This window comes from Rhizobium sp. Root1334 (assembly GCF_001426665.1).
In the GTDB taxonomy this organism is placed as follows: domain Bacteria; phylum Pseudomonadota; class Alphaproteobacteria; order Rhizobiales; family Rhizobiaceae; genus Pararhizobium.
Genome location: NZ_LMEY01000001.1, coordinates 998,837 through 1,023,395, shown reverse-complemented (window position 1 = coordinate 1,023,395; position 24,559 = coordinate 998,837). Strand labels below are relative to the sequence as shown.

Genomic DNA, 24,559 nt, shown 5'->3' with positions numbered 1-24,559 from the left:
AAAGCCCGCCTCCGGGAAACAGGCGTTGTGCTGTCAGGATTTGAGCTTCGAATTGCAGATGCTGTAGAAGCCGCCGCCCTTTTGGATCCAGGCAAGGCCGTTGAGTGAATTGTCGGCCTTGTCGGCCTTGTATTGATCGAGGCAGGTATGCATCCGGGCCTTGCCCGCAGTCTCGGTCGAATATTTGGAATCGACCTTGGTCGGGAAGACGACGCCTTTCGGTGCCTTTGCCGTGGTCTTGGCCGGTTCCGGCATATTCTCCGTATTGGCCATCGTTGGTTCCTGGTCGGTACTCATCGCAGCCGGTTTTTTCGCGGCCGTTTTCGTGGAAGCCGGTGTCATGGATGTCGCGGCGGCATCGGTTCCGCATTGCGCTTTGCGGAAATCGTTCCACTTCATTCCGTTCAGCGTTCCGGCCGACTGGGCCGTTTTATACTTGGCGCTGCAATCCGTCATGCTCATGGCATTTGCGGCGGAGGACAGGACGAAGGGAGCAAGAGAAAGAGCGGCGAGGGTGGCAAGGCTGATCATCTTCATTGGATAACCTCATGATACGAGGGCATCAGGCGTTCAGCGACGCGTTGAACGTCCGCCTCAACTACAGATATGTCTCCCGGTTTGTGTCCGGATCGTGGTTTTTTCTCTAATATAGCTGAAGCTTACCAAGAATTAATCTGGCGGATCTTGCCGGTGGCGCGCTACGCTGACCCGGTGACAGAGTGCTGTTTGAAATCGGCGAGCGGCGGACTTGATCGGGGAAAAAACTTCGCCTAACAATGGGGCAGGCCGGATGCGGCCAGCCGCCCCGCAGTGCCTTGGCACGAATGGTGAATGCATCCATCCAAACCTTCTCATCCTTGCCTTTTGGCGTTGATGGCGAACGGGTCAGCAGAGCGGGCACTGATCGTCCTGTTTGCCGCCAGACGGAGGATGAACCATGCGCGATTTTCGCGATGCAAAACTGATGGCAAAGGTGCTGAAACAAGCCTTTGCCGATCGCAACACAAACCTTTCCCACAGCGAAGCCCTTGAGATCGTCGCCGGTCAGTTTGGCTACGATCAATGGAATATCCTGTCGGCAAAGATCGACGCGGCAGACAAGCCGCAAAGGCAGGACGGCCACGTCGGCATTCAGCCGCCGATCCCGATCTTCCGCATCTTCGATGTCGCCAAGGCGATGGAGTTCTATTGCGGTTTTCTCGGCTTCACGCTCGATTGGGAACACCGCTTCGGCGACAATTTTCCGCTCTATTGCCAGGTCACCCGGGAAGACATGATCCTGCATCTGAGCGAGCACGCCGGTGACGCGAGCCCCGGCGCCCGTGCCTTCGTCCGCGTCGGCGATGCCGTGGCGCTGCAGGCGGAACTGGCGGCCAAAAACTACCGCTACATGAAGCCCGGCGTGACAAAGGCACCGTGGGGGCTGGAGGTCGAGGTGATCGATCCCTTCAACAACCGCATCACCTTCTGCCAGCAGCAGGGCGAGAGCCAGAACGGCTGATTTTGGCGGCGCGGCGGCTCTGCCGCGCCCTCCACCTCTGGCATTGCGCGGCCCGACCTGCTATGCGGCGGGTGATAAAAATCCGAAGCTGCAGGAGCCCCGCCGATGATCCAGACATCCTTTCCCGACAAGGCCGTGATGGCCGAACTCGTTGCCAAGATGCTCTGGGAAATCAAGGCGGTGCATTTCAGTGCCGACAAGCCCTACAAGCTGGCATCCGGCATGGCGAGCCCTGTCTATATCGATTGCCGCAAGCTGATTTCCTATCCGCGCATCCGCTCGGCGGTGATGGATTTTGCCGCGGCCACAGTGCTGCGCGAAGCCGGTTTCGAAAAATTCGATATCATTGCCGGTGGCGAGACGGCGGGTATCCCTTTCGCTGCGATGCTGGCCGAGCGCCTGGCGCTGCCGATGATCTATGTCCGCAAGGCGCCCAAGGGCCATGGCCGCAATGCCCAGATCGAAGGTCATATGCCGGAAGGCGCCCGCGTTCTCGTCATCGAGGACCTGACGACAGCGGGCGGCTCGATGTTCAAGTTCATCGATGCCATCCGCGCCGCTGGCGGCGTCGTCGATCACGGCATGGCTCTGTTCTACTACGATATCTTCCCGAAGGCGCGGGGCGAGATGTTGGACAAGGGCGTGACGCTGCACAATATCGCCACCTGGCGCGATGTACTGGCTGTTGCCAAGCTGCAGAAATTGTTCGACGAAAAGACGTTGTCGGAGGTCGAGGCCTTCCTCAATGCGCCGCTCGAATGGTCCGGTCGCAACGGGGGTGTCAGCGAACTCGCGACAGCTTGAAAACGGCGCTGGAAATCCGGCGGAGTTTGGTTTAAATCGATTGAAATGACATCCAGGATAGGGAGGACGTTGCCGTGATCGTTTGCTGTGGGGAAGCCTTGATCGACATGCTGCCACGCCAGACGACGGCGGGCGAAACAGCGTTTGCTCCCTATTCCGGCGGTGCGATCTTCAACACGGCCATCGCTCTTGGGCGTCTCGGCATCCCCACCGGCTTCTTCACCGGTCTCTCCGACGACATGTTCGGCGACATGCTGCGCGACACGTTGAAATCCAGCAATGTCGATTTCGGTCCCTGCGCAACCCTGTCGCTGCACACCACCGTTGCCTTTGTTAAGCTGGTCAACGGTTCGGCGACCTATGCCTTCTTCGACGAAAACACGGCCGGCCGGATGATCACCAAGGATCACCTTCCGGCGCTCGGCGATTTCTGTGAGGCGCTGCATTTCGGCGCCATCAGCCTGATCCCTGAACCGTGCGGGTCGACTTACGAAGCGTTGATGACCCGCGAGCATCAGAAGCGGGTGATCTCCTTCGATCCCAACATCCGCCCCGGTTTCATCAAGGATGCCGAAGCCCACAAGGCCCGCATGCTGCGGATGGCGGCAATGTCCGACATCGTCAAGTTCTCGGACGAGGATCTCGACTGGTTTGGCGAAGAGGGCACGCATGACGAACTGGTGGCCAAGTGGCTGCAGCGCGGCCCGAAACTCGTGGTCATCACCAAGGGCGCCGATGGGGCCGACGGCTACACGACGCGCGGCAAGGTGTCGGTACCAGGCGAAAAGGTCGAGGTGGTCGATACGGTCGGTGCTGGTGACACGTTCGATGCGGGTATCTTGGCGTCGCTGAAGATGAACAATCTGCTCACCAAGGAACAGGTTGCAAACCTCAGCGAGAGCGCCGTCCGCGACGCTTTGGCACTGGGTGCGAAGGCGGCCGCCGTTACCGTTTCGCGGGCGGGGGCAAACCCGCCGTGGAGCTACGAGATCGGGCTGTAATCCACCTCCCCCTTGAGGGGGGAGGTCGCCGCGAAGCGGCGGGTGGGGGTGACCACCACGAACGCCACAATCAATTGCATATGCCCCGCAACTCACCCCACCCCGGCACTGCGTGCCGACCCTCCCCCTCAAGGGGAGGGTGAGGTATTGCTGCCTCGGCAATCTACATCAGCCGTAAGCGGCGGCCTCGTCCTGCAAAGGCATTTTGGGGCACGCCTGCGAGATTTGACAGAAACTGGCGGGCGCATTCACTCCAGCTGAACGTCAGCGCTTTCTGCCGTGCGTCCTCCCGGGACAATGCCAGGGCGGCAAGCGCCGCCTGCTGCAGGTTGCTCGACAGTGCGCCGCTGCCGTCTCCCAGAATATCCTTCGGCGCCGTCACTGGGAAAGCGGCAACAGGGCAGCCGCTGGCGAGTGCCTCGAGGATGACATTACCGAACGTGTCGACCCGGCTTGGAAAGACGAAGACGTCAGCCGATGCGTAGAGCGTCGCCAAGTCCGTTCCCAGGCGTTTTCCGAGGAAATACACATCCGGATAGCGCTGCCGCAAAGCGGCCAGATCCGGGCCGTCGCCAACGACGATCTTGCTCCCGGGCAGGTCGAGATCGAGAAAGGCCGGCAGGTTCTTCTCCACGGCAACCCGCCCGACATTGAGGAAAATCGGGCGGGGAAACGGCAGGTCCTGACGGCGTGCCGGATCGAACAAAGCCGTATCAATACCCCGCGTCCAGCGCTTGATATTGTGAAAGCCGTGCGCGGCCATTTCGGTGCCGAGCGACGCGGTCGCCACCATCATGCCATTACCGGAATTGTGAAACTGGCGCAGCCACCAATAGCTCCAACTTTCGGGGATAGGCAGGCGGGCGCTGACGAACTCTGGAAAGCGCGTGTGATAGCTCGTGGTGAACGGCAGGCCCCGGCGCAGGCAGATACCGCGTGCCACGAGACCAAGTGGCCCTTCCGTGGCGATATGGATGTAGTCGGGCGCCACCGCGTCGATTTCGCCCGCCACCTGCTTACGCGTCGGCAGCGCCAGCCGGATGTCGGGATAGAAGGGCAACGGAAAAGTGGTAAAGCGTTCCGGTGTCAGAAAGTGAATGGCGATGCCCTGTTCTTTCAACGAGCGGGCGAGTTCATCGAGCGTGCGCACAACGCCATTGACCTGCGGATGCCAGGCGTCGGTAACAACGAGAACGGTTTTTTCCATAAGTCGCCTCGATGCGGCTTTGGCACCTGCGGGAGCACCGGCTGACCTCGAATCAGGTGGCTGCTGCATTTGGCCCGTTTGATCATGCTCTGATGACAGGCAGATGATTGCCATATCGGCGAGCGGCCTCAGGGGGAGGCAGCAGAACCGGGCGCAGCTGCGCCCGGTTCTGCTGATCCTATTGTGCGCTCAAGGCGGGAAGGACGAGATCTCCGACCTTGTAGATATGAAATTCGCTTGTGGACACGGTGTCGAGGGATTTGAATTTTTCCACGAAGACGGGATCGGAGAAAAATTCGTCGACATTGTCAGCACTGTGGATTGCCTCGATGTTGACGACGGTTTTGCCGTCGGTGCTTTTCGACAGGTTGCTCCAGAGAAAGCCTGCCTTGCGTTCGGCAACATAGTGCACGACGTCCTGGATGATCTGGAACGCCTCATCCTGTTTGCCTGGGTGGGCGTGGATGACGTTCACGACAAATACGGTTGGCTGGGGAGTGATTTGAAATTCGGCTTTTGGGGAGTGAGTCACGTTGTCTCCATTCGCAAAACGATCGACGGAAAATGCCGTCGGGTCGAGACTTAGTGCGTGGCGACGCTTGGAAAAACGGGTTATGGCTCCGTTGATAACGGACGTGGATGTCCGTAATAGAGCGTCGTCGTGGAAACCATTGGTTCCTTGAATGTGTTCGTGATCGTGGCGGAAACCCGCAGCTTTGTCGGAGCAGGGGAGGTTCTCGGTATCTCCTCGTCGGCTGTTGGCAAGGCAATGGCCCGTCTGGAGAAGAGGCTTGGTGTCCGGCTGTTTCACCGCAGTACCCGCAGCATCGCGATCACCGCAGAGGGCACAATGTTCCTCGAGCGTTGCCGCCGGATTTTCTCCGAGATAGAAGCCGCGGAGCAGGAACTGTCGCAAACGCTTGCCGCGCCGCGCGGCCGTCTTCGCGTCAGCCTGCCACTTGCCGGCATGCTGTTCATGCCGGCGATTACCAAGTTCATGCGCCTGTTCCCGGAAGTCTCCATCGATCTCGATTTCACGGATCGTCTGGTCGATGTGATTGAAGAGGGTTTCGACGCTGTCGTTCGAACGGGAGACATAAGCGATAGCCGCCTGATGATGCGCAGCGTCGGTAAATTCTCTCATCGTATCGTCGGAACGGAGGAATACCTGGCGCGCTTCGGAATTCCCGCAAAGCCTCAGGATCTGTCGGCACATATCTGCCTTCATCACAAATACCCGTCTTCCGGGAAGCTCGAACGCTGGCCGCTCAGGCATGATGTCAAACAGGGGAAATTGGAGCTGCCTGTGTCCTCCATGGCGAGCACGCTGGAACCGCTGGTCAGCATGGCAGAGCAGGGGCTTGGCCTTGCCTGTTTGCCGCTCTTCACGGTTCACGCCCAGATCGCCGGGGGAAAGCTTGTGCCGGTTTTGGGCGACTATATCGAGGACGTCGGCGAGTTTAGCATTCTGTGGCCGTCCAGCCGGCATCTGTCGCCAAAGGTGCAGGCGTTCGTCAGGTTCATGAGCGAAAACCTGTTCCGGACATGATGCGGCCTGCGGCAGCTGCTCAGCTCGTCATCTGCTCATCAAGGCCAGTTGCTCGTATCCGCGGCCAGCCGAGGCGGCGACGACGGCCAAGAGCGAACCTTCGAAGGTACGCACATGGACGGTGAGCGAGCGATAATCGCTATCGCGGCCAATCCTGTCGGCAATCCTCTGGCCATAATAGACGGCCGATCCGACGTCGAAATGGTCGACGCCTTCTTCATCGACAACCTGTTCATTGCCGAAATGCAGATCGAAGAAATAGTGTTCCACGTTATGCCCCGAACCCATGCGCCGCTGGAGATTTCTCCGGCTTGAGGACGCAGGTTCAGGGATAGCGCATTGTGTCCGAATACAGGCTGAATTGTGCGTTCAGCCTGTATTCATCGCGGTTGGATGGAGCAGCGTTATTTCGCTGCCTTCAGCAAGGCGGCAACCAGGCCTGCTGTGGAGCTGTCGTGACCGGTAGCGCTTTCCTTGCCTTCAACGACCGGCAGCAGGCCTGTTGCCAGTTCCTTGCCGAGTTCGACACCCCACTGGTCGAAGGAGTTGATGTTGAACAGGGCGCCTTCAACGAAAACGCGGTGTTCATAAAGAGCAATCAGGCGGCCGAACGTGAATGGCGTCATCTGGTCATAGACGAATGTCAGCGATGGACGGTTGCCTGTAAAGACGCGGTGCGGGGCGATCCGGTCGATGAAGTCCTTGTCCAGGCCCTTCGACGCCATTTGGGCCTTGGCTTCAGCGAGCGTCCTGCCCTTCATCAATGCTTCCGATTGGGCAAGGCAATTGGCCATCAAAAGCTGGTGCTGGTGGCGCAGGTTTGGCTCATGGCCGTTGGCGGCGATCATGAATTCGGCCGGGATGATGCTCGTGCCCTGATGGATCAGCTGATAGAAAGCGTGCTGACCGTTGGTGCCGGGCTCGCCCCAGACGACCGGGCCGGAATTGCCCTCGACCGGTGTTCCGTCCAGCGTCACACCCTTGCCGTTTGATTCCATGTCCAGCTGCTGCAGATAGGCCGGGAAACGCGACAGGCGCTGATCGTAGGGCAGGATGGCGCGGGTGGCGTAACCGAGCACGTTGCGATGGTAGAAGCCGAGAAGACCGAGCAGCATCGGGATGTTTTCGCGCAAGGGGGCCGTGCGGAAATGGTTGTCGATCGCGTGCGCACCGGCCAGGAACTCGCCAAAATTCTCCTTGCCGATGGCAATCATCAGCGGCAGGCCGATCGCTGACCAGATCGAGTAGCGTCCGCCGACCCAATCCCAGAAACCGAAGATGCGGTCCGCGTCGATGCCGAAGGCGGCAACCTTGTCGAGCGCTGTCGAGACGGCGCAGAAATGATGGCCGACGGCCTTTTCGCCAAGCTTTTCGGCAATGAACGCCCGCGCGGTCGCGGCATTGGTCATCGTCTCAATGGTGGTGAAGGTCTTGGATGCAACGATGAACAGCGACGTTTCCGCGTCGAGCAGCTTCAGCGTGTCGGCGATATGCGCGCCATCGATGTTGGAGACGAAATGCAGGCGCGGGCCATCGTGATTGGGCGCCAATGCCAGGGTCGCCATGACGGGGCCGAGGTCCGAGCCGCCGATGCCGATATTGATGACATCGGTGATCTTCTTGCCGGTGGCGCCCTTCAGTGTGCCCGAGCGGATGCCGTCGGAAAAGACGCCCATGGCTGCAAGCACGGCGTTGACATCCGGCATCACATCCCTGCCATCGACCAGGACCGGTGTGTTGGAACGGTTGCGCAGCGCGGTGTGCAGTACGGCGCGGCCTTCGGTGATGTTGATGATATCGCCTGCAAACATCGCGTCTCGCTTCTCGGCAACTTTCGCAGCCTTGGCGATGGCTTCCAGCCCGTCCAGCACCTTGTCGTTGACGGCGCATTTCGAATAATCGAACAGCATGTCGTCCAGCGTGACGCTGTATTTGGCGAAACGCTTGGGATCGCTCGCGAAAGCAGCCCGGATGTCTGTTGCGTTGGTGTCGGAAACGGTGGATTTCAGCTGTTCGACAAGCGCGCTCATGGCAGGTTCCTTGCGTTGCGGAAGGGTTGCGATAGCTAGTCGCTTTGCCCTTGGCAAATCAAGTCTGTCCTCATGCCAACACTAAAAAAGCCCAGCGGCTTTTTCGGGCGACGATCAAATATCGCCTTATGGTTGCAGGTGGGCGTATTTGCCGTATGCTCTTCGCGTTAGAGGGCTAAGCAGCAACGTCAAACCAGCTGGCGCATCCGGACAGATGGGCTTTCCGGACTGTAGCAGGACACAGCCCTGTCCTCGAATGTGGAGGTGATCTATGTGGTTCCGGCCATTTAGCGTCACGTTTGGCATAGGAAAAATCCGCACGAGCTGGTTAATCACCGTGCGGGTCAATTTCTTAGCCTAGCAAAGGTGGCTGGAGTTCACGCTCCAGTCACCACTCCGCCAAAATAGATGTTTTGCGGCACTCTTACAAGCGAACGCAGCCTTTACCCGCGCAGGTCTTTGCGCAGAATCTTGCCAACATTCGATTTCGGCAGTTCGGTGCGAAACTCGACAAATCTTGGCCGCTTGTAGTTGGTGAGGTTCGCCGCGCAATGCGCCTTGACGTCCGCTTCCGTCAGGTTCGGGTCCCTCTTGACGACGAACAGCTTGACGGCCTCGCCCGAATGTTCGTCCGGCACGCCGATGGCGGCGCATTCGAGAATGCCGGCGAGGGTCATCGCCACTTCCTCGATCTCGTTGGGGAAGACGTTGAAGCCGGAAACCAGGATCATGTCCTTCTTGCGGTCGACAATTTTGACCAACCCTTCCGGGTTCATGAAACCGATATCGCCAGAACGGAAGAAGCCGTCGGCGGAGATGGCTTTGGCGGTTTCATCCGGCCGCTGCCAGTAGCCGGCCATGACCTGCGGCCCGCGGATGCAAATTTCGCCGATATCGCCGAGCGGCAGGGTGTTGCCGTCCTCGTCGCGAATCTCGACATCGGTCGACGGCAGCGGCAGGCCGATCGTGCCGGTAAACGCATTGCCATCGAGCCGGTTGGCGGTCGCAACTGGTGAGGTTTCCGACAGGCCGTAGCCTTCCTTGATCGGCGAGCCGGTCATTTTTTCCCAGCGTTCCGCGACAGGGCGCTGCACAGCCATGCCGCCGCCAAAGGTCAGCGCCAGGTCGGAAAAGTTCAGCTTCTGAAAATCGGCATTGTTCATCAAGGCGTTGAACAGCGTGTTGAGGCCGGGAAAGATATTGACCCTGTACTTGGCGATTTCCTTGACGAAAGCCGGAATGTCGCGCGGGTTGGGGATCAGGATGTTCTCGCCGCCGGTGCTCAGGCCCATCAGCGAATTCACCGTCAGGGCGAAGATATGGTAGAGCGGCAGGGCGCAGAGGAACACCAGCCGGTCAGGGCGCTTCTTGTCGAGGAAGGCTGTTTCCAACCAGAGCCCCATCTGAGACATGTTCGATAAAAGGTTGGAATGGGTCAGCGTGGCGCCCTTGGAGACGCCTGTCGTGCCGCCGGTATATTGCAGGAATGCGACATCGCCGGGCTTCACATCGACGGCCTTGAGCGTCTGACCGGCACCCTTTGCCAGCGCCGCCTTGAAGGACAGATGCCCCGGCAACGACCAGGCAGGCACGAGCTTCTTCACCTTGCGCACGACGATATTGACGATCAGCCCTTTGAGGCCGAGAAGATCGCCCATCGTCGCAACGACTGTATGCTTCAGATCCGTGCGTGCCGCCACCTGCTCGACGGTGTGGGCGAAGTTTTCCAGCACGAAGATCGCCTTGGCGCCGGAATCCTTCAACTGGTGTTCCAGTTCGCGAGGCGTGTAGAGTGGGTTAACGTTGACCACCGTATAGCCGGCCCGGAGGATACCAAAGACAATCACCGGATTCTGCAGGATGTTCGGCATCATCACGGCAACGCGGTCACCCTTGGCAAGGCCGGTCGATTGCAGCCACGCGCCAATCTTGCGGCTCTGCGCATCGAGGTCGCCGAATGTCAGCGTTTTGCCCATGCAGGTGAAGGCGGCGCGATCAGCATATTTCTTGCAGGATTGCGCGAAGAGATCGCCGATCGAAGCATAGGGTAGGGGATCAATATGGGCTGGCATGCCCGGCGGGTAGGATTGAAGCCAGGGTTTGGCCGTTTGCGGGCCTGGGGTCTGCATCAATGTATCAGGCATCATCTCTCTCCCTCATCGATCCGTCGCCGCGCAGCCAAAAAAAGAAGCGCACCGTCTCTCCCTTTTCCATGCGCAACCCTGTCCGAAAATGTCTCCGGAAAGCGCACTGCGCATCAGCGAAAATCCCTCCAGATTCTCCGCCCGGTCAAGATGGGGCTTTTGTTGCACGCCATCAAGATCATTCCGGATTATATGACCTTGACGTAAACGTCAATAAGTGGTGTGCATCCGGCCAGATTTCGTGGTATCTCGCCGCATCAATCTCTTTGCGAGCAGGCGCAAAAGGGTATATTGCATTGCAATAGCGCCCAGGCTTTCCTCCCGTTTCCGCCTTGGCTTCCCATTTCAGAACGAAAATCCTTTGGGCCGATGCGGCTCCAGGCAGGACTTGCTATGTCAGACGACGCTCTTTCTTCCGTTCCGGCCGCTCGCTGGGGCGGCATGTCCAGTGCAGAATTGGCCCTTGCCGTCGGTGGCTTTGGCATCGGCACCGGTGAATTCGCCATCATGGGGCTTTTGCCGCAGGTGGCCGGCGATCTTTCGGTTTCGGTACCCTTTGCTGGCCACGTCATCAGTGCCTATGCGATCGGTGTTGTTGTAGGTGCGCCGCTCATCGCCGTACTGGCCGCGCGGTTTTCAAGGCACAATGTTCTGCTTGCCCTGATGAGCCTGTTTGCGCTTGGTAATCTTGCCAGCGCCGCCGCCGGAAGTTTCGGCCTTCTGGTTGCCGCCCGCTTTCTCGCTGGCCTGCCGCATGGCGCCTTTTTCGGCGTGGCGGCTTTGGTCGCCGCCGGCATGGCGGCTCCGCACCAGCGGGCGCGCGCCATCGGCCGCGTCATGATGGGCCTGACGGTTGCGACCCTGCTCGGCACGCCGCTTGCTGCGTGGTTCGGCCAGGCGCTCGGCTGGCGCGCCGCCTTTGCCATTGTCGGCGCCATCAGTGTGCTGACGGTCGTGCTGACATGGCTTTTCGTGCCAAAGGACAAGGCCAATCCAGCAGCTACGCCATTGAAGGAACTGGGTGCTCTCGGCAAGAGCCAGGTCTGGCTGACGCTCGGCATCTGCGCCATCGGTTGCGGCGGCATGTTTGCAGTCTTCAGCTATATCACTCCGGCCCTGACCGAAGTTGCCGGCATATCGCTTGGAACTGTTCCGATCATGCTGTCCGTGTTCGGCGCGGGTATGATCCTTGGCAATATCGTCGGTTCGCGTCTGGCCGACTGGAAGCTGATGCCGGCGATCGGTATCGCACTGGTCTTCAACCTCGTCGCCTACGTACTGTTCTACTTCACCATGACAACGCCGTGGATGGCGGTGATCAACGTTCTGCTTATCGGTGGGGGCTTTGCCGTCGTGCCGGGTATCCAGATGCGGTTGATGGATGTGGCGGGCGAGGCGCAGACCCTGGCGGCCGCCGCCAGCCATTCGGCCTTCAATTTGGCCAATGCGCTCGGGGCCTGGCTCGGCGGCCTCTCCATTGCGGCCGGTTACGGCTGGACATCGACCGGCCTTGTGGGCGCGATGATGTCTGTGGCGGGCATCGGCATTTTCCTGTCGTCAGTCTTCCTCGACCGCTCGAAGGTTGCAACCGCTTAAAGGCGAGGCCTTCGGCAAAATGATGCTGCGTCCGGCCGTTGTTCTTCCCGGTTGTTATTGTTTGTCATCGGCTTGTGTTGACCATGCGGGCATACTTACTTATGCCGCATGTTGACGGGTTACCGCTGGTAATGGAAACACGCTGGCTAGCCGTGAGTTTTGCTGTCATCTTGAGTGACACTTGGAGGAATGCCTTTTGCAATTGAGCAATCGTGAGCGCGGTGAACTGCCGTCGGAACCGCGGCTTTTCGGGCGGACGGCCTATGAACGTTCGGCGCTGGTTGGCCCGATTGCGGCTGCGCGCTGGCTTCTGGTCTTCGTTCTCTTGGCAGGCGTCTATTTCTTCCATGGCTTTCTCGTGCCGGTACTGGCGGCCCTCGTCATCGGTTTCGCCAGCTGGCCGATCTACCGCAGGCTTCTTGGCGCTATCGGTGGCAACCGGACGATCGGGGCGACGATTGCCATCATTGCGGTGATTTCCTTCATTGTCGCGCCTATCTCGCTTGCAGCCGTCTATGCGGTCGATGAGGTCCATAACTGGGCCGTCTGGACGATCGAGACCAACGCCGCCGGTGCACCGGTGCCGGTGTGGCTGACGCAAATCCCCGGCATCGGCGTTTGGCTGAGTGTCCAGTGGGCAAAATATGTCGGCCATCCCGGTGCGCTCGGCGAACTGGTGCAGCTCGTCAGTGGGTCCAATATCGGCAATATCTATCGCGGCGTGCTTGTCGTCGGCGCATCGGCTTTCCAGTCGATGCTGACGCTTCTGTTCATGTTGATCACGCTTTTCTTCGTCTATCGTAACGGAGAAAAGCTCGTCTCTCAACTTGATCACCTGGGTGAACGGATACTGCCGATGCGCTGGGAGCGCGTTTCGCGCATCGTGCCCTTGACCATCAGCTCGACGGTGACCGGCATGGGTGTCATCGCCATCGGCGAAGGTATCGTGCTGGGGATCGCCTATTGGATGGCGGGCGTTCCGTCACCGGTGACGCTCGGCATCATCACCGGCATGATGGCACTCGTTCCCGGCGGTGCGCCGCTGTGCTTCACACTCGTGTCGATCTATCTCGTCGCCAGCGGGTCGCCCGTGGCCGGCGCGGCGCTTTTCGTCTGGGGAACGGTCGAACTGTTCATTGTCGACAAGACGCTTCGGCCAAGGCTGGTCGGCGGCCCCATCAAGCTGCCCTTCCTGCCGACATTCTTCGGGCTCGTCGGCGGCGTCAAGACGATGGGCTTCCTCGGCCTGTTCGTCGGACCGGTGCTGATGGCGCTGCTCGTATCGATCTGGCGGGAATGGTTGCGCGAGGTGACGGCTCCAACGCCACCAGGCACGATCATCAAGCCAGACTGACGGCGTCGTCCTGATCGCGCCAACCCTTATCCGCGCCAAGCCGATTTCCTTCTCTTGCGCGAAAGTGAATCCAGAGATTGGTGGGAATTGCCGCGTGATCTGCGCGCCGTGTTGCGCTAATGGTTTTTGATGCCTGATGGCATCCCGCCGCTGTCATGGCTGATCCATTCGAAAGTTCAGGAAAGCAGATGAACCGCACCTATTACGCCCCCACGGGTGGCGCGCCAGCGCAAACCCAACTGTTGACGGACCGCGCCGTCTTTACCGAAGCCTATGCCATCATTCCCAAGGGCGTGATGATGGATATCGTCACCAGCTTCCTGCCGTTCTGGGAAGATACCCGGCTCTGGGTTCTGTCGCGTCCGCTCTCCGGTTTTGCCGAGACCTTCTCGCAGTACATCATGGAAGTCGCGCCCGGGGGGGGCAGCGACCGGCCGGAACTCGACGATGGCGCCGAAGGTGTGCTGTTCATCGTCGAGGGCGAACTGACGGTGACGCTCAATGGCGAAGCGCATCAGATGCGCCCGGGCGGCTATGCCTTCATCCCGCCCGCGAGCAAGTGGTCGGTGCGCAATACCTCCGGCCAGACGGTTCGGTTCCACTGGATCCGCAAGGCGTATGAATTTGTCGAGGGACTCGATGTCCCGACACCTCTTTTCCTCAACGAAGCGGATATTGCGCCGTCACCGATGGCTGGCACCGAAGGCAAATGGGCAACGACCCGTTTTGTCGATCCCAACGACCTGCGCCACGACATGCACGTAACGATCGTCACCTTCGAGCCAGGCGCCGTCATCCCGTTTGCAGAAACCCATGTCATGGAGCACGGGCTCTATGTGCTGGAAGGCAAGGCCGTCTACCGGCTCAATCAGGATTGGGTCGAAGTCGAGGCCGGCGACTACATGTGGCTGCGCGCCTTCTGCCCGCAGGCCTGCTATGCTGGCGGCCCCGGAAAGTTCCGCTATCTGCTCTACAAGGACGTCAACCGCCACATGAAACTGAAGCCGCGCGCCTAAGCTGCGGCAAGTGTGTCGCGTGTTCCTGCCGGAAAGCCTCAGGCAAATCCGGCGGGAATGGGCGCGATCGCCCGGTCGCTGCCATAATCGCGTTGATGGGCCATATGGCCACGGAGGCGCCGCGGTTCAGACTTGATTTCAGATGCCGTCAGCTCAAAAACGCCGTCGGCATAGGTGCCGGTATCGTCAGCGTCATCGCGCTTTGCCTTGAGAAGATTGAAGATCATCGCAGGTCCTCCCGGTTTTTCGCATCAACGGCCAGTTCGCCGAACCGTTCCGGTGATAGCCGGAAAATAGTTAAAAAATTAACCATGTTTTCGGGCGAAGCGCGATCGAGGACGCCATGCGTGCCGCACCGATCCTACACCTGTTGTAAGACATCCGGGAGTCGTGCAGCTTTTTTGGAGCTAGGGCTGCGTTAGTTCAATGATCCGCCAACCAGGTCGTCGCTCAGAATCCGGAAGGCCTCGTCGAGTGCGTCCACCAGAATATCGGTCAGCTTGTCGCCGTTGTCGTCCTGAAGAAAAAGCGCGATGGCTGCGTCGTTGGGCTCGCCTGAATATTCGATGATGTTCGACATGTCATTGTCCTCTGCTGCCCGGCATCATGCCGGAGGTGAGGGCAAGATAGGTTGCGTCGCTTGCGCCGGGCTTGAACATCCCGATGTGGTGCTACGCTTCGCATTAACCTTCGATTAAGGATTTGAACAGTCCTGCGGCGTCATTTTCGTGTTCCGCGTCCGCGCACCGTCATTGGATTTGCAGATCGGCCGGAAATCTGAAAACATACCCAGATAAAAGGACTTGCCCTGTTTCAACGTCGCGCCATCTCCCCATTCTGGAGGAAGCATGAGCCACAAGTTAGTTATGATTCTCATTGCCCTCGGAGCGTCCGGCGCGATCTTGTCCGGTTGCGTCGATGACAGCGGATATCTCTATACCAATGCGCCTGTGCCCACCGCCTATCGCGAGCGGGTGGTGATAGAGCAGCGCTATTACGACGTCAGGCAAGGGCCGAGCTATTATCATCGGCGCAGTCCGCGCGTTTTCTACGTTCAATCGGGAGACCGCAGAAGCCCCCGATGCTTCGGGACGAATTGCTACGTCGGTGCGACCTACAGGGAAGATCCCTATTACCAACTGGCTAACTGACCGGAGCGAGCCTGTTGCGCCTTGAGTGCTAGACTTTGGAGTGACGGGAATCCACGCAGCCTCGTAAAGGCCTGTTCTCGTCATGCTTTTTGGGAGAAAACTGGTGCCGCTTGCAGGACTCGAACCTGCGACCCCATCATTACGAATGATGTGCTCTACCACCTGAGCTAAAGCGGCCAGCATGCGTTGCGCGATGCCGCGAAACGATGTGTGAGGGGCTGATACCTGCAAACGGATGCGATTTCAAGCCATCAGTTTTGAGAACGGGAAAAAAGCTTCCGGCAGTTCGAATGGCGCCTTCTACAGCGCCAGTTTTTGCCTTGCTGCCGCATATTCCTCGGCCAGCCTGTCGACGAGATTGGCGGTGGGAGCGATTTCCGTGACGGCGCCGATACCCTGGCCGCAGCCCCAGATATCCTTCCAGGCCTTGGCGCCGGTCGTGGCCGTCTCGAAATCCATCTTGGAAGGATCGGCTTCCGGTAGATGGTCGGGGTCCATGCCGGCAGCGGCAATCGAGGGCTTGAGATAGTTGCCGTGAATGCCGGTGAAGAAGTTGGAGTAGACGATGTCGCTGGCGCTGCTGCCGACAATCATCTGCTTGTAGGCGTCGCTGGCGCGCGCCTCGGTCGTGGCGATGAAGGGCGAGCCGATATAGGCCATGTCGGCTCCCATTGCCTGTGCAGCCAGAACCGCGCCGCCGGTCGAGATTGCCCCGGACAACAGCAGGGGTCCATCAAACCACGTGCGGATCTCCTGGATAAGGGCGAAGGGAGAGAGCGTGCCCGCATGGCCGCCAGCACCGGCCGCAACGGCGATCAGTCCGTCGGCGCCCTTGCGGATGGCCGAGTTGGCGTGGCGGTTGTTGATCACGTCGTGCAGCACGATGCCGCCATAGGAATGGATGGCCGCATTGACCTCGGGCACAGCGCCAAGCGAGGAAATGACGATCGGCACCTTGTATTTGACGCAGAGCATCAGGTCGTGCTCAAGCCGTTTGTTGGACTTGTGGACGATCTGGTTGACCGCGAAGGGGGCTGCCGGCCTGCCGGGATTACGGGAATTGTGAGCGGCGAGGTCTTCGGTGATCTCGGCCAGCCATTCGTCCAGCTGTGCCTCCGGCCGCGCATTCAAGGCCGGAAACGAGCCGACGACACCGGCCTTGCACTGCGCCAGCGTCAGGGCGGGGTGCGAGATGATGAAGAGCGGTGCTGCGACGACGGGCAGGCGCGTGGTGCCGTTGAGGATGGCTGGCAGGGACAAGGTTCACTCCCGGTTTGTTATTTGACGTTTCCGTAAACGTAAGAACCTTAGCAGCGGCTTTGTGTTTTGCAAGGCCGATTTGTCGTGGCTGCTGGTCATGGTTCGGCCAAAACCACCGGGTTTTCCCCGGCGCTGATGGCCCGTTTGATGCGCGAGGCTTGCAGATCGCAGCGTCAACCGTTACCCAATTGTTAACATATTCAAAAGCGTGCCGGGTTTCCTAAAAGGATGTCAGGCCATGACGATGGATTTGATTGTAAGGCCCGTAGCCGGTCGTGCATGGTTTTTGGGTAACAGCAATCCGGCCGCTTCGGCTTTCGATGCGCGCAGTATGCTTTGCAAGGGCGTGAATGCCTGCACCAAGAAGGACGAAGAGTGAGCGGACTGGAAACTGCTATCAGACAGGCGTTGGAACGCTCCGAGCGGGCGAACTCCGAAACGCGTGCGCGCATCTATCAATCGGCGCGCAACGCGCTGGAGGCCGGCCTTAGAAAGCAGGATGTGCACGATCCCGAGGTGATTGCCCAGCAGCGCCACCGGCTCGAAGGCGTCATTCACGCCATCGAATTGGAGGAGCGCGCCAGCCTGAAAGCCGCTGCATCCGTGCCGCCGCCGATCCAGGTTGAGACCCGCAGCGCGCCGGTTCCTTCGGCAGAGCTTGATCACGACATCCGCATGCCATCCGAACGGCATGCGGGTCGTACCGGTAGTCCTGTTGCGGATGGTGGCCTTGCGGGCCTGCGTCCGGAGCGCCGCGACGGCGCGCGTGCTGCGGACACGGCACCCTTGACGGAACCGGCCGCCGGCAAGCGCGGCAAGGCCGCAAAGGCAGATGCGGCGGCAGTAAAACCCCGGCGGCGCAAGCGCGGCAGTTTTCTCTCCTTCGTCATGGTCATCACCACGCTGGTTGCAGCGGTGGTCATGGGGGCGTGGTGGGTTGAAACCAGCGGACTTTTGAAAACGGCGGCAGAGCGCGATACCAGTGTCGCCAATCCGCCCTCGACAGTGCAATCGGAGGATTTCGACGGCGCGGCCGGTTTGAAGACGCTTGGAGCGCAAGCGGGCTTTTCCGGCGATTGGGTTGAGGTCTTCACACCTGCTGATGCAAGCAACGTCAAGGCCAGTAGCCGTGCTGCTGCCGATCCCGTCAGCGACGAGCGTGGCCAGCGTCTTCGTATCACCTCGGCGACGGCGGATGCCGACGGCAATGTGTCGATCGAGATTCCTGTTTCGGTGCTTGAGCAGATTTCCGGCAAGACATCGACTGTCGCCCTCAGCGTTCAGGCGGATACCGGTAAGCAGACGCAATTTTCTGTCGAATGCGATTTTGCCTCGCTCGGCGATTGCGGCCGCCACCGGTTCACGGTGAACGATGAAAAGAACGACATGCTGTTCCAGGTGACATTCGATCGCAGTCTTGCCCCGAGTTCGCCTGGACATATCCTGATCAACAGCGATGTCACGGGTGCCGGCAACAGCGTCAGCGTCTATGCGGTGCGGGTCCTTCCCGGCCAATAAGCTTTTTGGTAAGCGCTGCGGCTATTTCACAAAGCCGTGGCCGAAGCCGAGAATCTTGTCATCGATCTTGCCGATCGCCTTCTCGTCCTTGCCGTCATAATCGGCCGAATTCAGAAGGTGACGGATCAGGTTGAGATGCGCACGTTTCTTGTCGTTGGCGCGAACGACAACCCAGGGCGCATGGTCGGTATGCGTTTCCCGCAGCATCGTGTCGCGCGCCTCGGTGTAGTCGTCCCACTTGGTCAGCGCCGCAATGTCCATCGGCGAGAGCTTCCAGACTTTCAGCGGATCGTGACGGCGGTCGTGAAACCGCTTCAACTGCATTTCCCGGCCGATATCCAGCCAGAACTTGAAGAAATGGATGTCATCGCCGGTGATCAGCTTTTCAAGCCGCGGCGTCTGGTTCAGGAACTTCTTGTGCTGTTCTGGCGTGCAGAAGCCCATGACAGGTTCAACGCCGCCCCGGTTGTACCAGGATCGGTCGAACATCACGAATTCACCGGCCGTCGGAAAATGCGAGATATAGCGCTGATAATACCACTGTCCCTGTTCCGTCTCGGTGGGTTTGGGCAGGGCAACGACGCGAGCGGAGCGGGGATTGATATAAGACCGGATGGCATAGATGGAGCCGCCCTTGCCGGCCGCATCGCGCCCTTCGAACAGGGCGACAACACGCTTGCCGGTCGCCTGCAGCCAGAACTGGACCTTCACCAGCTCGATCTGCAGCTTTTCCAGAAGATCGTCATATTCGTCGCTGTCGAATTTCTTTTCGTAAGGGTAGTCGCCGGAAGCCAGCGCCTTGTCGTCGATCCAGTCTGGCAGCTTCGGATTGTCGATGTCGAAAACCCGCTCCTTGCCATTGATCACGAGTTCGACCGGCTTGTTTTTTTCCATGTCCATCATGATGTACCCTCGCTGGATATTGTTGCTGCCGGTCGCCGATTTCATGGGAGGAGGCCACAATTGCATTGCGAATTCAAGCATGCCGTGAAAATCATGTCATGAACCTCCGCTATCACCGGTCAATTGCACCGTGCTCGTGAGAAAATCTTGGAAGATACAAACAACGTCTGGGTTCGACTGAAAGAGACCGCCAAGTCGGAGAAATGGGTCATCGGCCTGTCCGTTGCTGCCGCTGCAGGTCTCGTTTTTTCGGGCATTCATGCCGCAGCTGTGCTGCTGTTCTGGCTTGTCTGGATGACGGTCCTGTTCAATCGTTCCGCAGACACCAAGCCGCCGATTCCGGTTGCCGTGCCGTCCGTGGTGGAAGAAACCGATCTCGACATGCTCGCGACGGGCTTCAATGCACTCGACACGCCAATTTTGGTGGTCGCACCCGATGAAACAGTGCTTTTACAAAATCAGGCGGCGGAAAAGGCGTTCGGCACCATTCCGCCGAACACGGACCTGTCGGCACGGGTGCGTTCGCCCGGCATCCTCGATATGGTTCGCGAGACCATCGTCACCGGCAAGGTCAACCAGATCGAACATTCGGAGCGGTTTCCATCCGACGCGGTCTACATCGTCCGGGTCGCGCCGGCCGAGGTTGGCCAGCGGGCCGACAAGCGGCTTTATGTCCTGTCCTACAGGGATATTTCCCAGGCGCGTCGGATCGACCGGATGCGCTCCGATTTCGTCGCCAATGCCAGCCATGAACTGAGAACGCCGCTGGCCTCGTTGCGCGGTTTTATCGAGACTTTGCAAGGGCCTGCGCGCAACGACCAGAAGGCACACGAAAAGTTTCTCGGCATCATGCACGAGCAGGCGACGCGGATGAGCAGGCTGGTCGATGATCTCCTGTCCCTGTCGCGGCTGGAACTCAAGTCCCATATCGCGCCGGATGAAGCGATCAGCCTGGGGCCGCTGCTTGGTCATGTCCGCGATGCTCTGGCACCACTTGCTGAAGACGTCGGTGTCGAAATTTCGCTGATCGTGCCGGATGAGCCAGTGACCGTGCAGGGTGACCGTGACGAGCTGACGGAAGTCTTTGAGAACCTGATCGAAAACGCCTGCAAATACGGCCAGGAGGGCAAAAAGGTCGAGGTCACGCTCTCCGGTGGAGGTGATGCTCCGGCAGAAGTTTCCGTTCGCGATCACGGGCCGGGCATTCCCGCGGAGCACGTTCCGCGCATTACCGAACGATTCTACCGGGTGAATGTCGAGGCCAGCCGGTCGAAAAAAGGCACGGGCCTCGGGCTTGCCATCGTCAAGCATATCCTCACCCGGCATCGCGCCAGGCTGCTGGTTCAGTCTGAAGTCGGCAAGGGCACGGTCTTTACCGTGAGGTTTTGACACAAACCTGTCTCCGAAAATGTCATTTTTAGAAAATAGTCAATTATTTCAATTGATTGATATGTCACAAATGTTTCGTCAAGTTGACATAAAAGGTGTGGGCATCGGGCGCTAACTAGGGCGGCCGATCGACACGGCGAAAGCGAGCGCTGGTGAAAAGCGCACCCACACAAGCCCATTACGGGAGTATTCTGATGAAGTCCTTGAAACTTACTGTTGCAGCTCTGGTTGCATCCGCCGCGTTTGCAGGCGTTGCCATTGCTCGCGACCAGATCCAGGTTGCCGGCTCCTCGACCGTTCTGCCTTATGCAAAGATCGTTGCCGAAACGTTCGGCGAAACCTTCCCTGACTTCAAGACCCCGGTTGTTGAATCCGGCGGCACCGGTGCGGGCCTCAAGGAATTCTGCAAGGGCGTTGGCCCGGACACGATCGACATCGCCAATGCATCGCGCCAGATCAAGGACAGCGAGCTGGAAACCTGCAAGGCAGCCGGCGTTACCGAAGTCCAGGAAGTCAAGATCGGTTATGACGGCATCGTCTTCGCAACGGACAGCGGCAATGCCGATCTGAAGCTCGTTCCGAAGGACCTCTACCTCGCGCTCGCCGCTGAGCTCGTCATCGACGGCAAGCTCGTTGCCAATCCCTACAAGAAGTGGTCGGAAGTCAACAAAGACCTGCCGGACGTAGAAATCGCTGCTTACATCCCGGGCGAAAAGCACGGCACGCGCGAAGTCTTCGACGAAAAGATGCTGGCTCACGGCTGCAAGGACGCTGGCGCTGACGTTGCCATCAAGGGTCTCGTCGCCGACGAAAAGGAAGCTGCCAAGAAGTGCATCGCCGTCCGTAAGGACGGTCTGGCGATCGACATCGATGGCGACTACACCGAAACGCTCGCCCGTATCGCTTCCAACAAGAACGGCATCGGCGTTTTCGGCCTGTCCTTCTATGAAAACAACGCTGACAAGCTGAAGGTCGCGACCGTCAGCGGCGTTGTCCCGTCGGGCGCAACGATCGCTTCGGGCGAATATCCGGTTTCGCGCCCGCTGTTCTTCTACGTCAAGAAGGCTCACCTCGGCGTTATCCCGGGCCTGAAGGAATATGTTGAATTCTTCCTCGACGACCAGATGGTCGGCCCGGACAGCCCGCTGGCTGCCTACGGTCTCGTTCCGGCTCCGGATGCCGAGCGCGAAGCCGACCGCAAGGCCTTCACCGACGGTAACATGCTCTAATTTAGTGCAAAAACCGGCACGGCAGCTTTGCCGTGCCGGGCATCCCGAGTATGCGGATTTGCCGGCTTTCAATGAGTGAAAAGCCGGGGGGACATATCGATGAGCACTTCTCTTATTCTTTTGATCATTTTGATCGTTGGCCTTGCGGCATATTTTGCCGGACGCGCGCGCGATGGCCAGCTCCAAAGGCAAGCTTTCCGCCCTGCATTCGCTTCCTGGTTATCATGGCGTCTATGTTGCCATCTGGGCGGTCCTGCCGGCTGCGTTCGTTCTTGCCGTATGGCTTCTTGCCAGCCCGTTCTTCATTGAAAATTCCGTGCGCTCCGCCTTGCCGGATACGGTGAAAAGCCAGGGCGCTGCGACCACCGAGCTGATGCTCGGTCAGGTTATGCAGGTAGCCAACGGCCTGAAGCGGCTGAGCAGCGATGAGCTTGCGGCCGTCACCAGCGGCTCCAGCAACCTTCGGGAGGCGCTGGCCGCCAAGGGTGTGCCGATGGCAAATGCCGGCGAGCCCTACATGGTGGAAGCCGCGCAGCACTATAATTCCCTCAGAGATGGCAGCCGGTGGGTAATGAGCCTAGTCGTGCTGATCATTGCTATTGCCGGGGCCGTCTTCGCCATTCGCGGTATCAGCGCGCCGTTCCGGGCCAGAAACCGCGTCGAGCGCGTCATGCTGGGCACGCTCCTTGTTGCCTCTTCGATCGCGATCCTGACAACGGTCGGTATCGTCGGCTCCATGCTGTCGGAGGCCATCCGGTTCTTCCAGTCGGTGTCCCCGAGTGCGTTCTTCTTCGGCACGGTCTGGGACCCGCGCTTTTCGGCAGCCGGCAGCGGTGGCACGGAAGGCCAGTTCGGTCTTCTGCCGCTTCTCGCGGGCACGCTCTACATCGCTCTTGTCGCCATGTTGTTTGCTGTGCCGGTCGGCCTGTTCGCGGCCATTTACATGGCGGAATATGCAAAGCCCGTCGTGCGTGGCATCGCTAAGCCGCTCTTGGAAATTCTCGCCGGTATCCCGACTATCGTCTACGGCTTCTTCGCGCTGGTGACCGTCGGGCCTTTCCTGCGCGATATCTCCGCCCAGCTGAACGGCCTGGTCACTGGCAACTATGTCAATTTCATCCAGGCACAGAGCGTTCTGACAGCCGGTCTCGTCATGGGCATCATGCTGATCCCGTTCGTGTCCTCATTGTCGGATGACATCATCACGCAGGTCCCCCGCTCGCTGCGCGACGGCTCGCTCGGCCTCGGTGCGACGCGCTCTGAGACGATCAAGCGCGTCATCCTGCCGGCGGCGCTGCCCGGTATCGTCGGCGCCCTGCTGCTGACGGCCTCGCGTGCTGTCGGTGAAACAATGATCGTGGTGCTGGCTGCCGGTGTTGCCGCCCGCATGCAGCTCAACCCGTTCGAGGCGATGACCACGGTCACCGTCAAGATCGTCAATCAGCTGACGGGCGACCTTGAGTTCAACTCGCCGCAGACGCTGGTGGCTTTCGCTCTTGGCATCACTCTGTTTGCCATCACGCTCTGCCTCAACATCTATGCACTCTACATCGTGCGCAAGTATCGGGAACAGTACGAATGACCGACATGACATCCTCCGTACAGTCCACCTTTGTGCGCCCGGCGCAGGCAAGACGCGATATCGGCATCAAGAGGCGCTATGCTGCCGAACGCCGCTTCAAGGCTTACGGCCTGACAGCTATCCTGATCGGCCTGTTCTTTCTGTTCGTGCTGTTGTGGACCGTTGTCTCCAAAGGCTACACGGCCTTCCAGCAGACGGCGATTACCCTGCCGATCGAGTTTTCGGAAAAGATCATCGATCCGAAGAACGAACGTGGCGCCAATCCCGCCAAGTTGATGACGGCGAATTATCCGCTGCTGGTGCGTGACGCGCTGGTAAAGGCCCTCGGCATCGATCCCGCCAACAAGCCGCTCGTCAAGCAGGCGACGGACATGGTTTCGGCCAGTGCCCGCACACAGTTGCGCGATCTCGTCGTTGCCAATCCGGCGATCATCGGTACCACCGCCACTGTTTCGCTTCTGGCGGAAGGCAATATCGATAGCGCCAACAAGGGCCAGATCGACCTGACCGTTGCTGAAGCCAACCGCAAGGTGAAGGATCAGCAGATCGAATGGATGAAGAAGCTGTCCGAAACCGGCGCAATGGCCAAGCAGTTCAATACCGGGCTGTTCACCTATGGTGCATCGAGCCGTCCTGAGGCGTCGGGTATCGGCGTCGCCGCCCTCGGCTCGCTCTACATGATGCTGATCGTCCTTGTGCTTGCCCTTCCGATCGGCGTCGCGGCGTCGATCTATCTCGAAGAGTTCGCGCCGAAGAACCGGCTCACCGATCTGATCGAGGTCAACATCAACAACCTCGCGGCGGTGCCGTCTATCGTCTACGGTCTGCTCGGCCTGTCGATCTTCATCAACTTCGCCGGCATGCCCCGTTCGGCTGCCGTCGTTGGTGGCCTGGTGCTGACGCTGATGACGCTGCCGACGATCATCATCGCCACCCGAGCAGCTCTGAAGGCGGTTCCTCCGTCGATCCGCTCGGCAGCCTTGGGTCTCGGTGCTTCCAAGATGCAGACCATCTTCCATCACGTCCTGCCGCTCGCCATGCCGGGCGTCCTGACCGGTACGATCATCGGCCTGGCACATGCGCTCGGCGAAACCGCGCCGCTGCTCCTGATCGGCATGGTGGCCTTCGTTGTCGACTATCCGGGCTCGCCGATGGACCCGTCCACTGCTCTGCCGGTCCAGATCTACATGTGGGCCAACGAAGCCGAACGTGCATTTGTCGAACGGACTTCGGGTGCGATCATGATCCTCTTGATCTTCCTCGTCGTCATGAACCTTGGCGCAATCCTGTTGCGGCGTCGCTTTGAGCGTCGCTGGTAGTGAGGT

At 59.4% G+C, this 24,559-nt stretch carries 23 protein-coding genes, 1 tRNA gene and 1 pseudogene; 14 read left to right on the top strand and 11 right to left on the bottom strand.

Annotation, left to right across the window (positions count from 1 at the left end; genetic code table 11):
• Positions 1 to 33: 33 nt before the first annotated feature.
• Positions 34 to 537 carry a hypothetical protein gene (locus ASD36_RS04915; RefSeq protein WP_060500682.1) on the bottom strand — a complete coding sequence of 168 codons (504 nt, stop codon included), beginning with the start codon at positions 535 to 537 and terminating at the stop codon, positions 34 to 36.
• Between the two features lie 400 nt (positions 538 to 937).
• Here ASD36_RS04915 and ASD36_RS04910 point away from each other — a divergent pair, with 400 nt between their 5' ends.
• The 3 genes from ASD36_RS04910 to ASD36_RS04900 all read left to right on the top strand — a co-directional run bounded on the left by ASD36_RS04910 (position 938) and on the right by ASD36_RS04900 (position 3,306).
• Positions 938 to 1,501: a glyoxalase superfamily protein gene (locus ASD36_RS04910; protein ID WP_060500680.1), complete on the top strand. Its 564-nt coding sequence runs from the start codon at positions 938 to 940 to the stop codon at positions 1,499 to 1,501.
• Between the two features lie 105 nt (positions 1,502 to 1,606).
• Positions 1,607 to 2,305: an orotate phosphoribosyltransferase gene (locus ASD36_RS04905; RefSeq protein ID WP_060500678.1), complete on the top strand. Its 699-nt coding sequence runs from the start codon at positions 1,607 to 1,609 to the stop codon at positions 2,303 to 2,305.
• A 74-nt stretch (positions 2,306 to 2,379) separates the two neighbouring features.
• A complete protein-coding gene (locus tag ASD36_RS04900) occupies positions 2,380 to 3,306 on the top strand; it encodes a carbohydrate kinase (protein ID WP_060500676.1) in 927 nt (308 codons plus the stop codon).
• A gap of 163 nt (positions 3,307 to 3,469) precedes the next feature.
• On the opposite strand, the gene ASD36_RS04895 is transcribed toward ASD36_RS04900, so the two are convergent.
• Complete coding sequence (locus ASD36_RS04895) at positions 3,470 to 4,513, bottom strand: glycosyltransferase family 1 protein (protein ID WP_060500674.1); 1,044 nt, start codon at positions 4,511 to 4,513, stop codon at positions 3,470 to 3,472.
• A 178-nt stretch (positions 4,514 to 4,691) separates the two neighbouring features.
• Positions 4,692 to 5,045, bottom strand: a complete 354-nt coding sequence (locus ASD36_RS04890) for an antibiotic biosynthesis monooxygenase (RefSeq protein WP_060500672.1) — start codon at positions 5,043 to 5,045, stop codon at positions 4,692 to 4,694.
• 129 nt (positions 5,046 to 5,174) lie between these two features.
• Here ASD36_RS04890 and ASD36_RS04885 point away from each other — a divergent pair, with 129 nt between their 5' ends.
• Positions 5,175 to 6,062, top strand: a complete 888-nt coding sequence (locus ASD36_RS04885; RefSeq protein WP_060500668.1) for a LysR family transcriptional regulator — start codon at positions 5,175 to 5,177, stop codon at positions 6,060 to 6,062.
• 27 nt (positions 6,063 to 6,089) lie between these two features.
• On the opposite strand, the gene ASD36_RS04880 is transcribed toward ASD36_RS04885, so the two are convergent.
• The 3 genes from ASD36_RS04880 to ASD36_RS04870 form a co-directional block, all read right to left on the bottom strand.
• A complete protein-coding gene (locus ASD36_RS04880; RefSeq protein WP_082511916.1) occupies positions 6,090 to 6,332 on the bottom strand; it encodes a hypothetical protein in 243 nt (80 codons plus the stop codon).
• A gap of 134 nt (positions 6,333 to 6,466) precedes the next feature.
• Positions 6,467 to 8,092: a glucose-6-phosphate isomerase gene (pgi, locus tag ASD36_RS04875; RefSeq protein WP_060500664.1), complete on the bottom strand. Its 1,626-nt coding sequence runs from the start codon at positions 8,090 to 8,092 to the stop codon at positions 6,467 to 6,469.
• Positions 8,093 to 8,535: 443 nt separating this feature from the next.
• Positions 8,536 to 10,236 (bottom strand): long-chain fatty acid--CoA ligase, encoded by a 1,701-nt coding sequence (locus tag ASD36_RS04870; protein ID WP_060501375.1) that lies wholly within the window; start codon positions 10,234 to 10,236, stop codon positions 8,536 to 8,538.
• A 393-nt stretch (positions 10,237 to 10,629) separates the two neighbouring features.
• Between ASD36_RS04870 and ASD36_RS04865 the strand changes: the two genes are divergently transcribed.
• The 3 genes from ASD36_RS04865 (at position 10,630) to ASD36_RS04855 (ending at position 14,202) form a co-directional block, all read left to right on the top strand.
• Complete coding sequence (locus ASD36_RS04865) at positions 10,630 to 11,832, top strand: MFS transporter (protein ID WP_060500662.1); 1,203 nt, start codon at positions 10,630 to 10,632, stop codon at positions 11,830 to 11,832.
• 196 nt (positions 11,833 to 12,028) lie between these two features.
• A complete protein-coding gene (locus ASD36_RS04860; protein WP_060500659.1) occupies positions 12,029 to 13,186 on the top strand; it encodes an AI-2E family transporter in 1,158 nt (385 codons plus the stop codon).
• A gap of 188 nt (positions 13,187 to 13,374) precedes the next feature.
• Positions 13,375 to 14,202: a bifunctional allantoicase/(S)-ureidoglycine aminohydrolase gene (locus ASD36_RS04855; protein ID WP_060500657.1), complete on the top strand. Its 828-nt coding sequence runs from the start codon at positions 13,375 to 13,377 to the stop codon at positions 14,200 to 14,202.
• A gap of 38 nt (positions 14,203 to 14,240) precedes the next feature.
• On the opposite strand, the gene ASD36_RS04850 is transcribed toward ASD36_RS04855, so the two are convergent.
• Both ASD36_RS04850 and ASD36_RS31000 read right to left on the bottom strand, forming a co-directional pair.
• Positions 14,241 to 14,429 carry a hypothetical protein gene (locus tag ASD36_RS04850; RefSeq protein WP_060500654.1) on the bottom strand — a complete coding sequence of 63 codons (189 nt, stop codon included), beginning with the start codon at positions 14,427 to 14,429 and terminating at the stop codon, positions 14,241 to 14,243.
• A gap of 191 nt (positions 14,430 to 14,620) precedes the next feature.
• Positions 14,621 to 14,782: a hypothetical protein gene (locus ASD36_RS31000; RefSeq protein ID WP_164491957.1), complete on the bottom strand. Its 162-nt coding sequence runs from the start codon at positions 14,780 to 14,782 to the stop codon at positions 14,621 to 14,623.
• Positions 14,783 to 15,050: 268 nt separating this feature from the next.
• Here ASD36_RS31000 and ASD36_RS04845 point away from each other — a divergent pair, with 268 nt between their 5' ends.
• A complete protein-coding gene (locus tag ASD36_RS04845) occupies positions 15,051 to 15,353 on the top strand; it encodes a hypothetical protein (RefSeq protein WP_060500652.1) in 303 nt (100 codons plus the stop codon).
• Between the two features lie 101 nt (positions 15,354 to 15,454).
• On the opposite strand, the gene ASD36_RS04840 is transcribed toward ASD36_RS04845, so the two are convergent.
• Together ASD36_RS04840 and ASD36_RS04835 are read right to left on the bottom strand one after the other, a co-directional pair.
• Positions 15,455 to 15,530: transfer RNA gene (locus ASD36_RS04840), tRNA-Thr, on the bottom strand.
• A 123-nt stretch (positions 15,531 to 15,653) separates the two neighbouring features.
• Complete coding sequence (locus ASD36_RS04835; protein WP_060500650.1) at positions 15,654 to 16,613, bottom strand: nitronate monooxygenase family protein; 960 nt, start codon at positions 16,611 to 16,613, stop codon at positions 15,654 to 15,656.
• Positions 16,614 to 16,851: 238 nt separating this feature from the next.
• Here ASD36_RS04835 and ASD36_RS30465 point away from each other — a divergent pair, with 238 nt between their 5' ends.
• Both ASD36_RS30465 and ASD36_RS04830 read left to right on the top strand, forming a co-directional pair.
• Positions 16,852 to 16,992 (top strand): hypothetical protein, encoded by a 141-nt coding sequence (locus tag ASD36_RS30465; RefSeq protein ID WP_156393805.1) that lies wholly within the window; start codon positions 16,852 to 16,854, stop codon positions 16,990 to 16,992.
• Positions 16,989 to 18,131 carry a hypothetical protein gene (locus tag ASD36_RS04830; RefSeq protein ID WP_060500649.1) on the top strand — a complete coding sequence of 381 codons (1,143 nt, stop codon included), beginning with the start codon at positions 16,989 to 16,991 and terminating at the stop codon, positions 18,129 to 18,131. The genes ASD36_RS30465 and ASD36_RS04830 overlap by 4 nt, the downstream gene beginning before the upstream one ends.
• A gap of 21 nt (positions 18,132 to 18,152) precedes the next feature.
• On the opposite strand, the gene ppk2 is transcribed toward ASD36_RS04830, so the two are convergent.
• Positions 18,153 to 19,031, bottom strand: coding sequence for a polyphosphate kinase 2 (gene ppk2, locus ASD36_RS04825; RefSeq protein WP_200954878.1), 879 nt, complete (start codon positions 19,029 to 19,031; stop codon positions 18,153 to 18,155).
• A gap of 150 nt (positions 19,032 to 19,181) precedes the next feature.
• Here ppk2 and phoR point away from each other — a divergent pair, with 150 nt between their 5' ends.
• The 4 genes and pseudogenes from phoR (at position 19,182) to pstA (ending at position 24,553) form a co-directional block, all read left to right on the top strand.
• Positions 19,182 to 20,423: a phosphate regulon sensor histidine kinase PhoR gene (phoR, locus tag ASD36_RS04820; RefSeq protein WP_060500647.1), complete on the top strand. Its 1,242-nt coding sequence runs from the start codon at positions 19,182 to 19,184 to the stop codon at positions 20,421 to 20,423.
• Positions 20,424 to 20,617: 194 nt separating this feature from the next.
• Positions 20,618 to 21,652: a substrate-binding domain-containing protein gene (locus ASD36_RS04815; RefSeq protein ID WP_060500645.1), complete on the top strand. Its 1,035-nt coding sequence runs from the start codon at positions 20,618 to 20,620 to the stop codon at positions 21,650 to 21,652.
• 99 nt (positions 21,653 to 21,751) lie between these two features.
• Positions 21,752 to 23,234 (top strand): annotated as a pseudogene (gene pstC, locus ASD36_RS04810) (phosphate ABC transporter permease subunit PstC).
• Positions 23,231 to 24,553, top strand: coding sequence for a phosphate ABC transporter permease PstA (gene pstA, locus ASD36_RS04805; protein ID WP_060500641.1), 1,323 nt, complete (start codon positions 23,231 to 23,233; stop codon positions 24,551 to 24,553). Before pstC ends, pstA begins: the two are co-directional and overlap by 4 nt.
• Positions 24,554 to 24,559: the final 6 nt, after the last annotated feature.

What these genes read in the sequence shown, in the direction of transcription:
- ASD36_RS04915 (WP_060500682.1), bottom strand. Translation starts at nt 537, where the DNA reads ATGAAGATGATCAGCCTTGCCACCCTCGCCGCTCTTTCTCTTGCTCCC.
- ASD36_RS04910 (WP_060500680.1), top strand. Translation starts at nt 938, where the DNA reads ATGCGCGATTTTCGCGATGCAAAACTGATGGCAAAGGTGCTGAAACAA.
- ASD36_RS04905 (WP_060500678.1), top strand. Translation starts at nt 1,607, where the DNA reads ATGATCCAGACATCCTTTCCCGACAAGGCCGTGATGGCCGAACTCGTT.
- ASD36_RS04895 (WP_060500674.1), bottom strand. Translation starts at nt 4,513, where the DNA reads ATGGAAAAAACCGTTCTCGTTGTTACCGACGCCTGGCATCCGCAGGTC.
- pgi (WP_060500664.1), bottom strand. Translation starts at nt 8,092, where the DNA reads ATGAGCGCGCTTGTCGAACAGCTGAAATCCACCGTTTCCGACACCAAC.
- ASD36_RS04870 (WP_060501375.1), bottom strand. Translation starts at nt 10,236, where the DNA reads ATGCCTGATACATTGATGCAGACCCCAGGCCCGCAAACGGCCAAACCC.
- ASD36_RS04865 (WP_060500662.1), top strand. Translation starts at nt 10,630, where the DNA reads ATGTCAGACGACGCTCTTTCTTCCGTTCCGGCCGCTCGCTGGGGCGGC.
- ASD36_RS04855 (WP_060500657.1), top strand. Translation starts at nt 13,375, where the DNA reads ATGAACCGCACCTATTACGCCCCCACGGGTGGCGCGCCAGCGCAAACC.
- ASD36_RS04850 (WP_060500654.1), bottom strand. Translation starts at nt 14,429, where the DNA reads ATGATCTTCAATCTTCTCAAGGCAAAGCGCGATGACGCTGACGATACC.
- ASD36_RS31000 (WP_164491957.1), bottom strand. Translation starts at nt 14,782, where the DNA reads ATGTCGAACATCATCGAATATTCAGGCGAGCCCAACGACGCAGCCATC.
- ASD36_RS04845 (WP_060500652.1), top strand. Translation starts at nt 15,051, where the DNA reads ATGAGCCACAAGTTAGTTATGATTCTCATTGCCCTCGGAGCGTCCGGC.
- ASD36_RS30465 (WP_156393805.1), top strand. Translation starts at nt 16,852, where the DNA reads ATGACGATGGATTTGATTGTAAGGCCCGTAGCCGGTCGTGCATGGTTT.
- ppk2 (WP_200954878.1), bottom strand. Translation starts at nt 19,031, where the DNA reads ATGGACATGGAAAAAAACAAGCCGGTCGAACTCGTGATCAATGGCAAG.
- ASD36_RS04815 (WP_060500645.1), top strand. Translation starts at nt 20,618, where the DNA reads ATGAAGTCCTTGAAACTTACTGTTGCAGCTCTGGTTGCATCCGCCGCG.
- pstA (WP_060500641.1), top strand. Translation starts at nt 23,231, where the DNA reads ATGACCGACATGACATCCTCCGTACAGTCCACCTTTGTGCGCCCGGCG.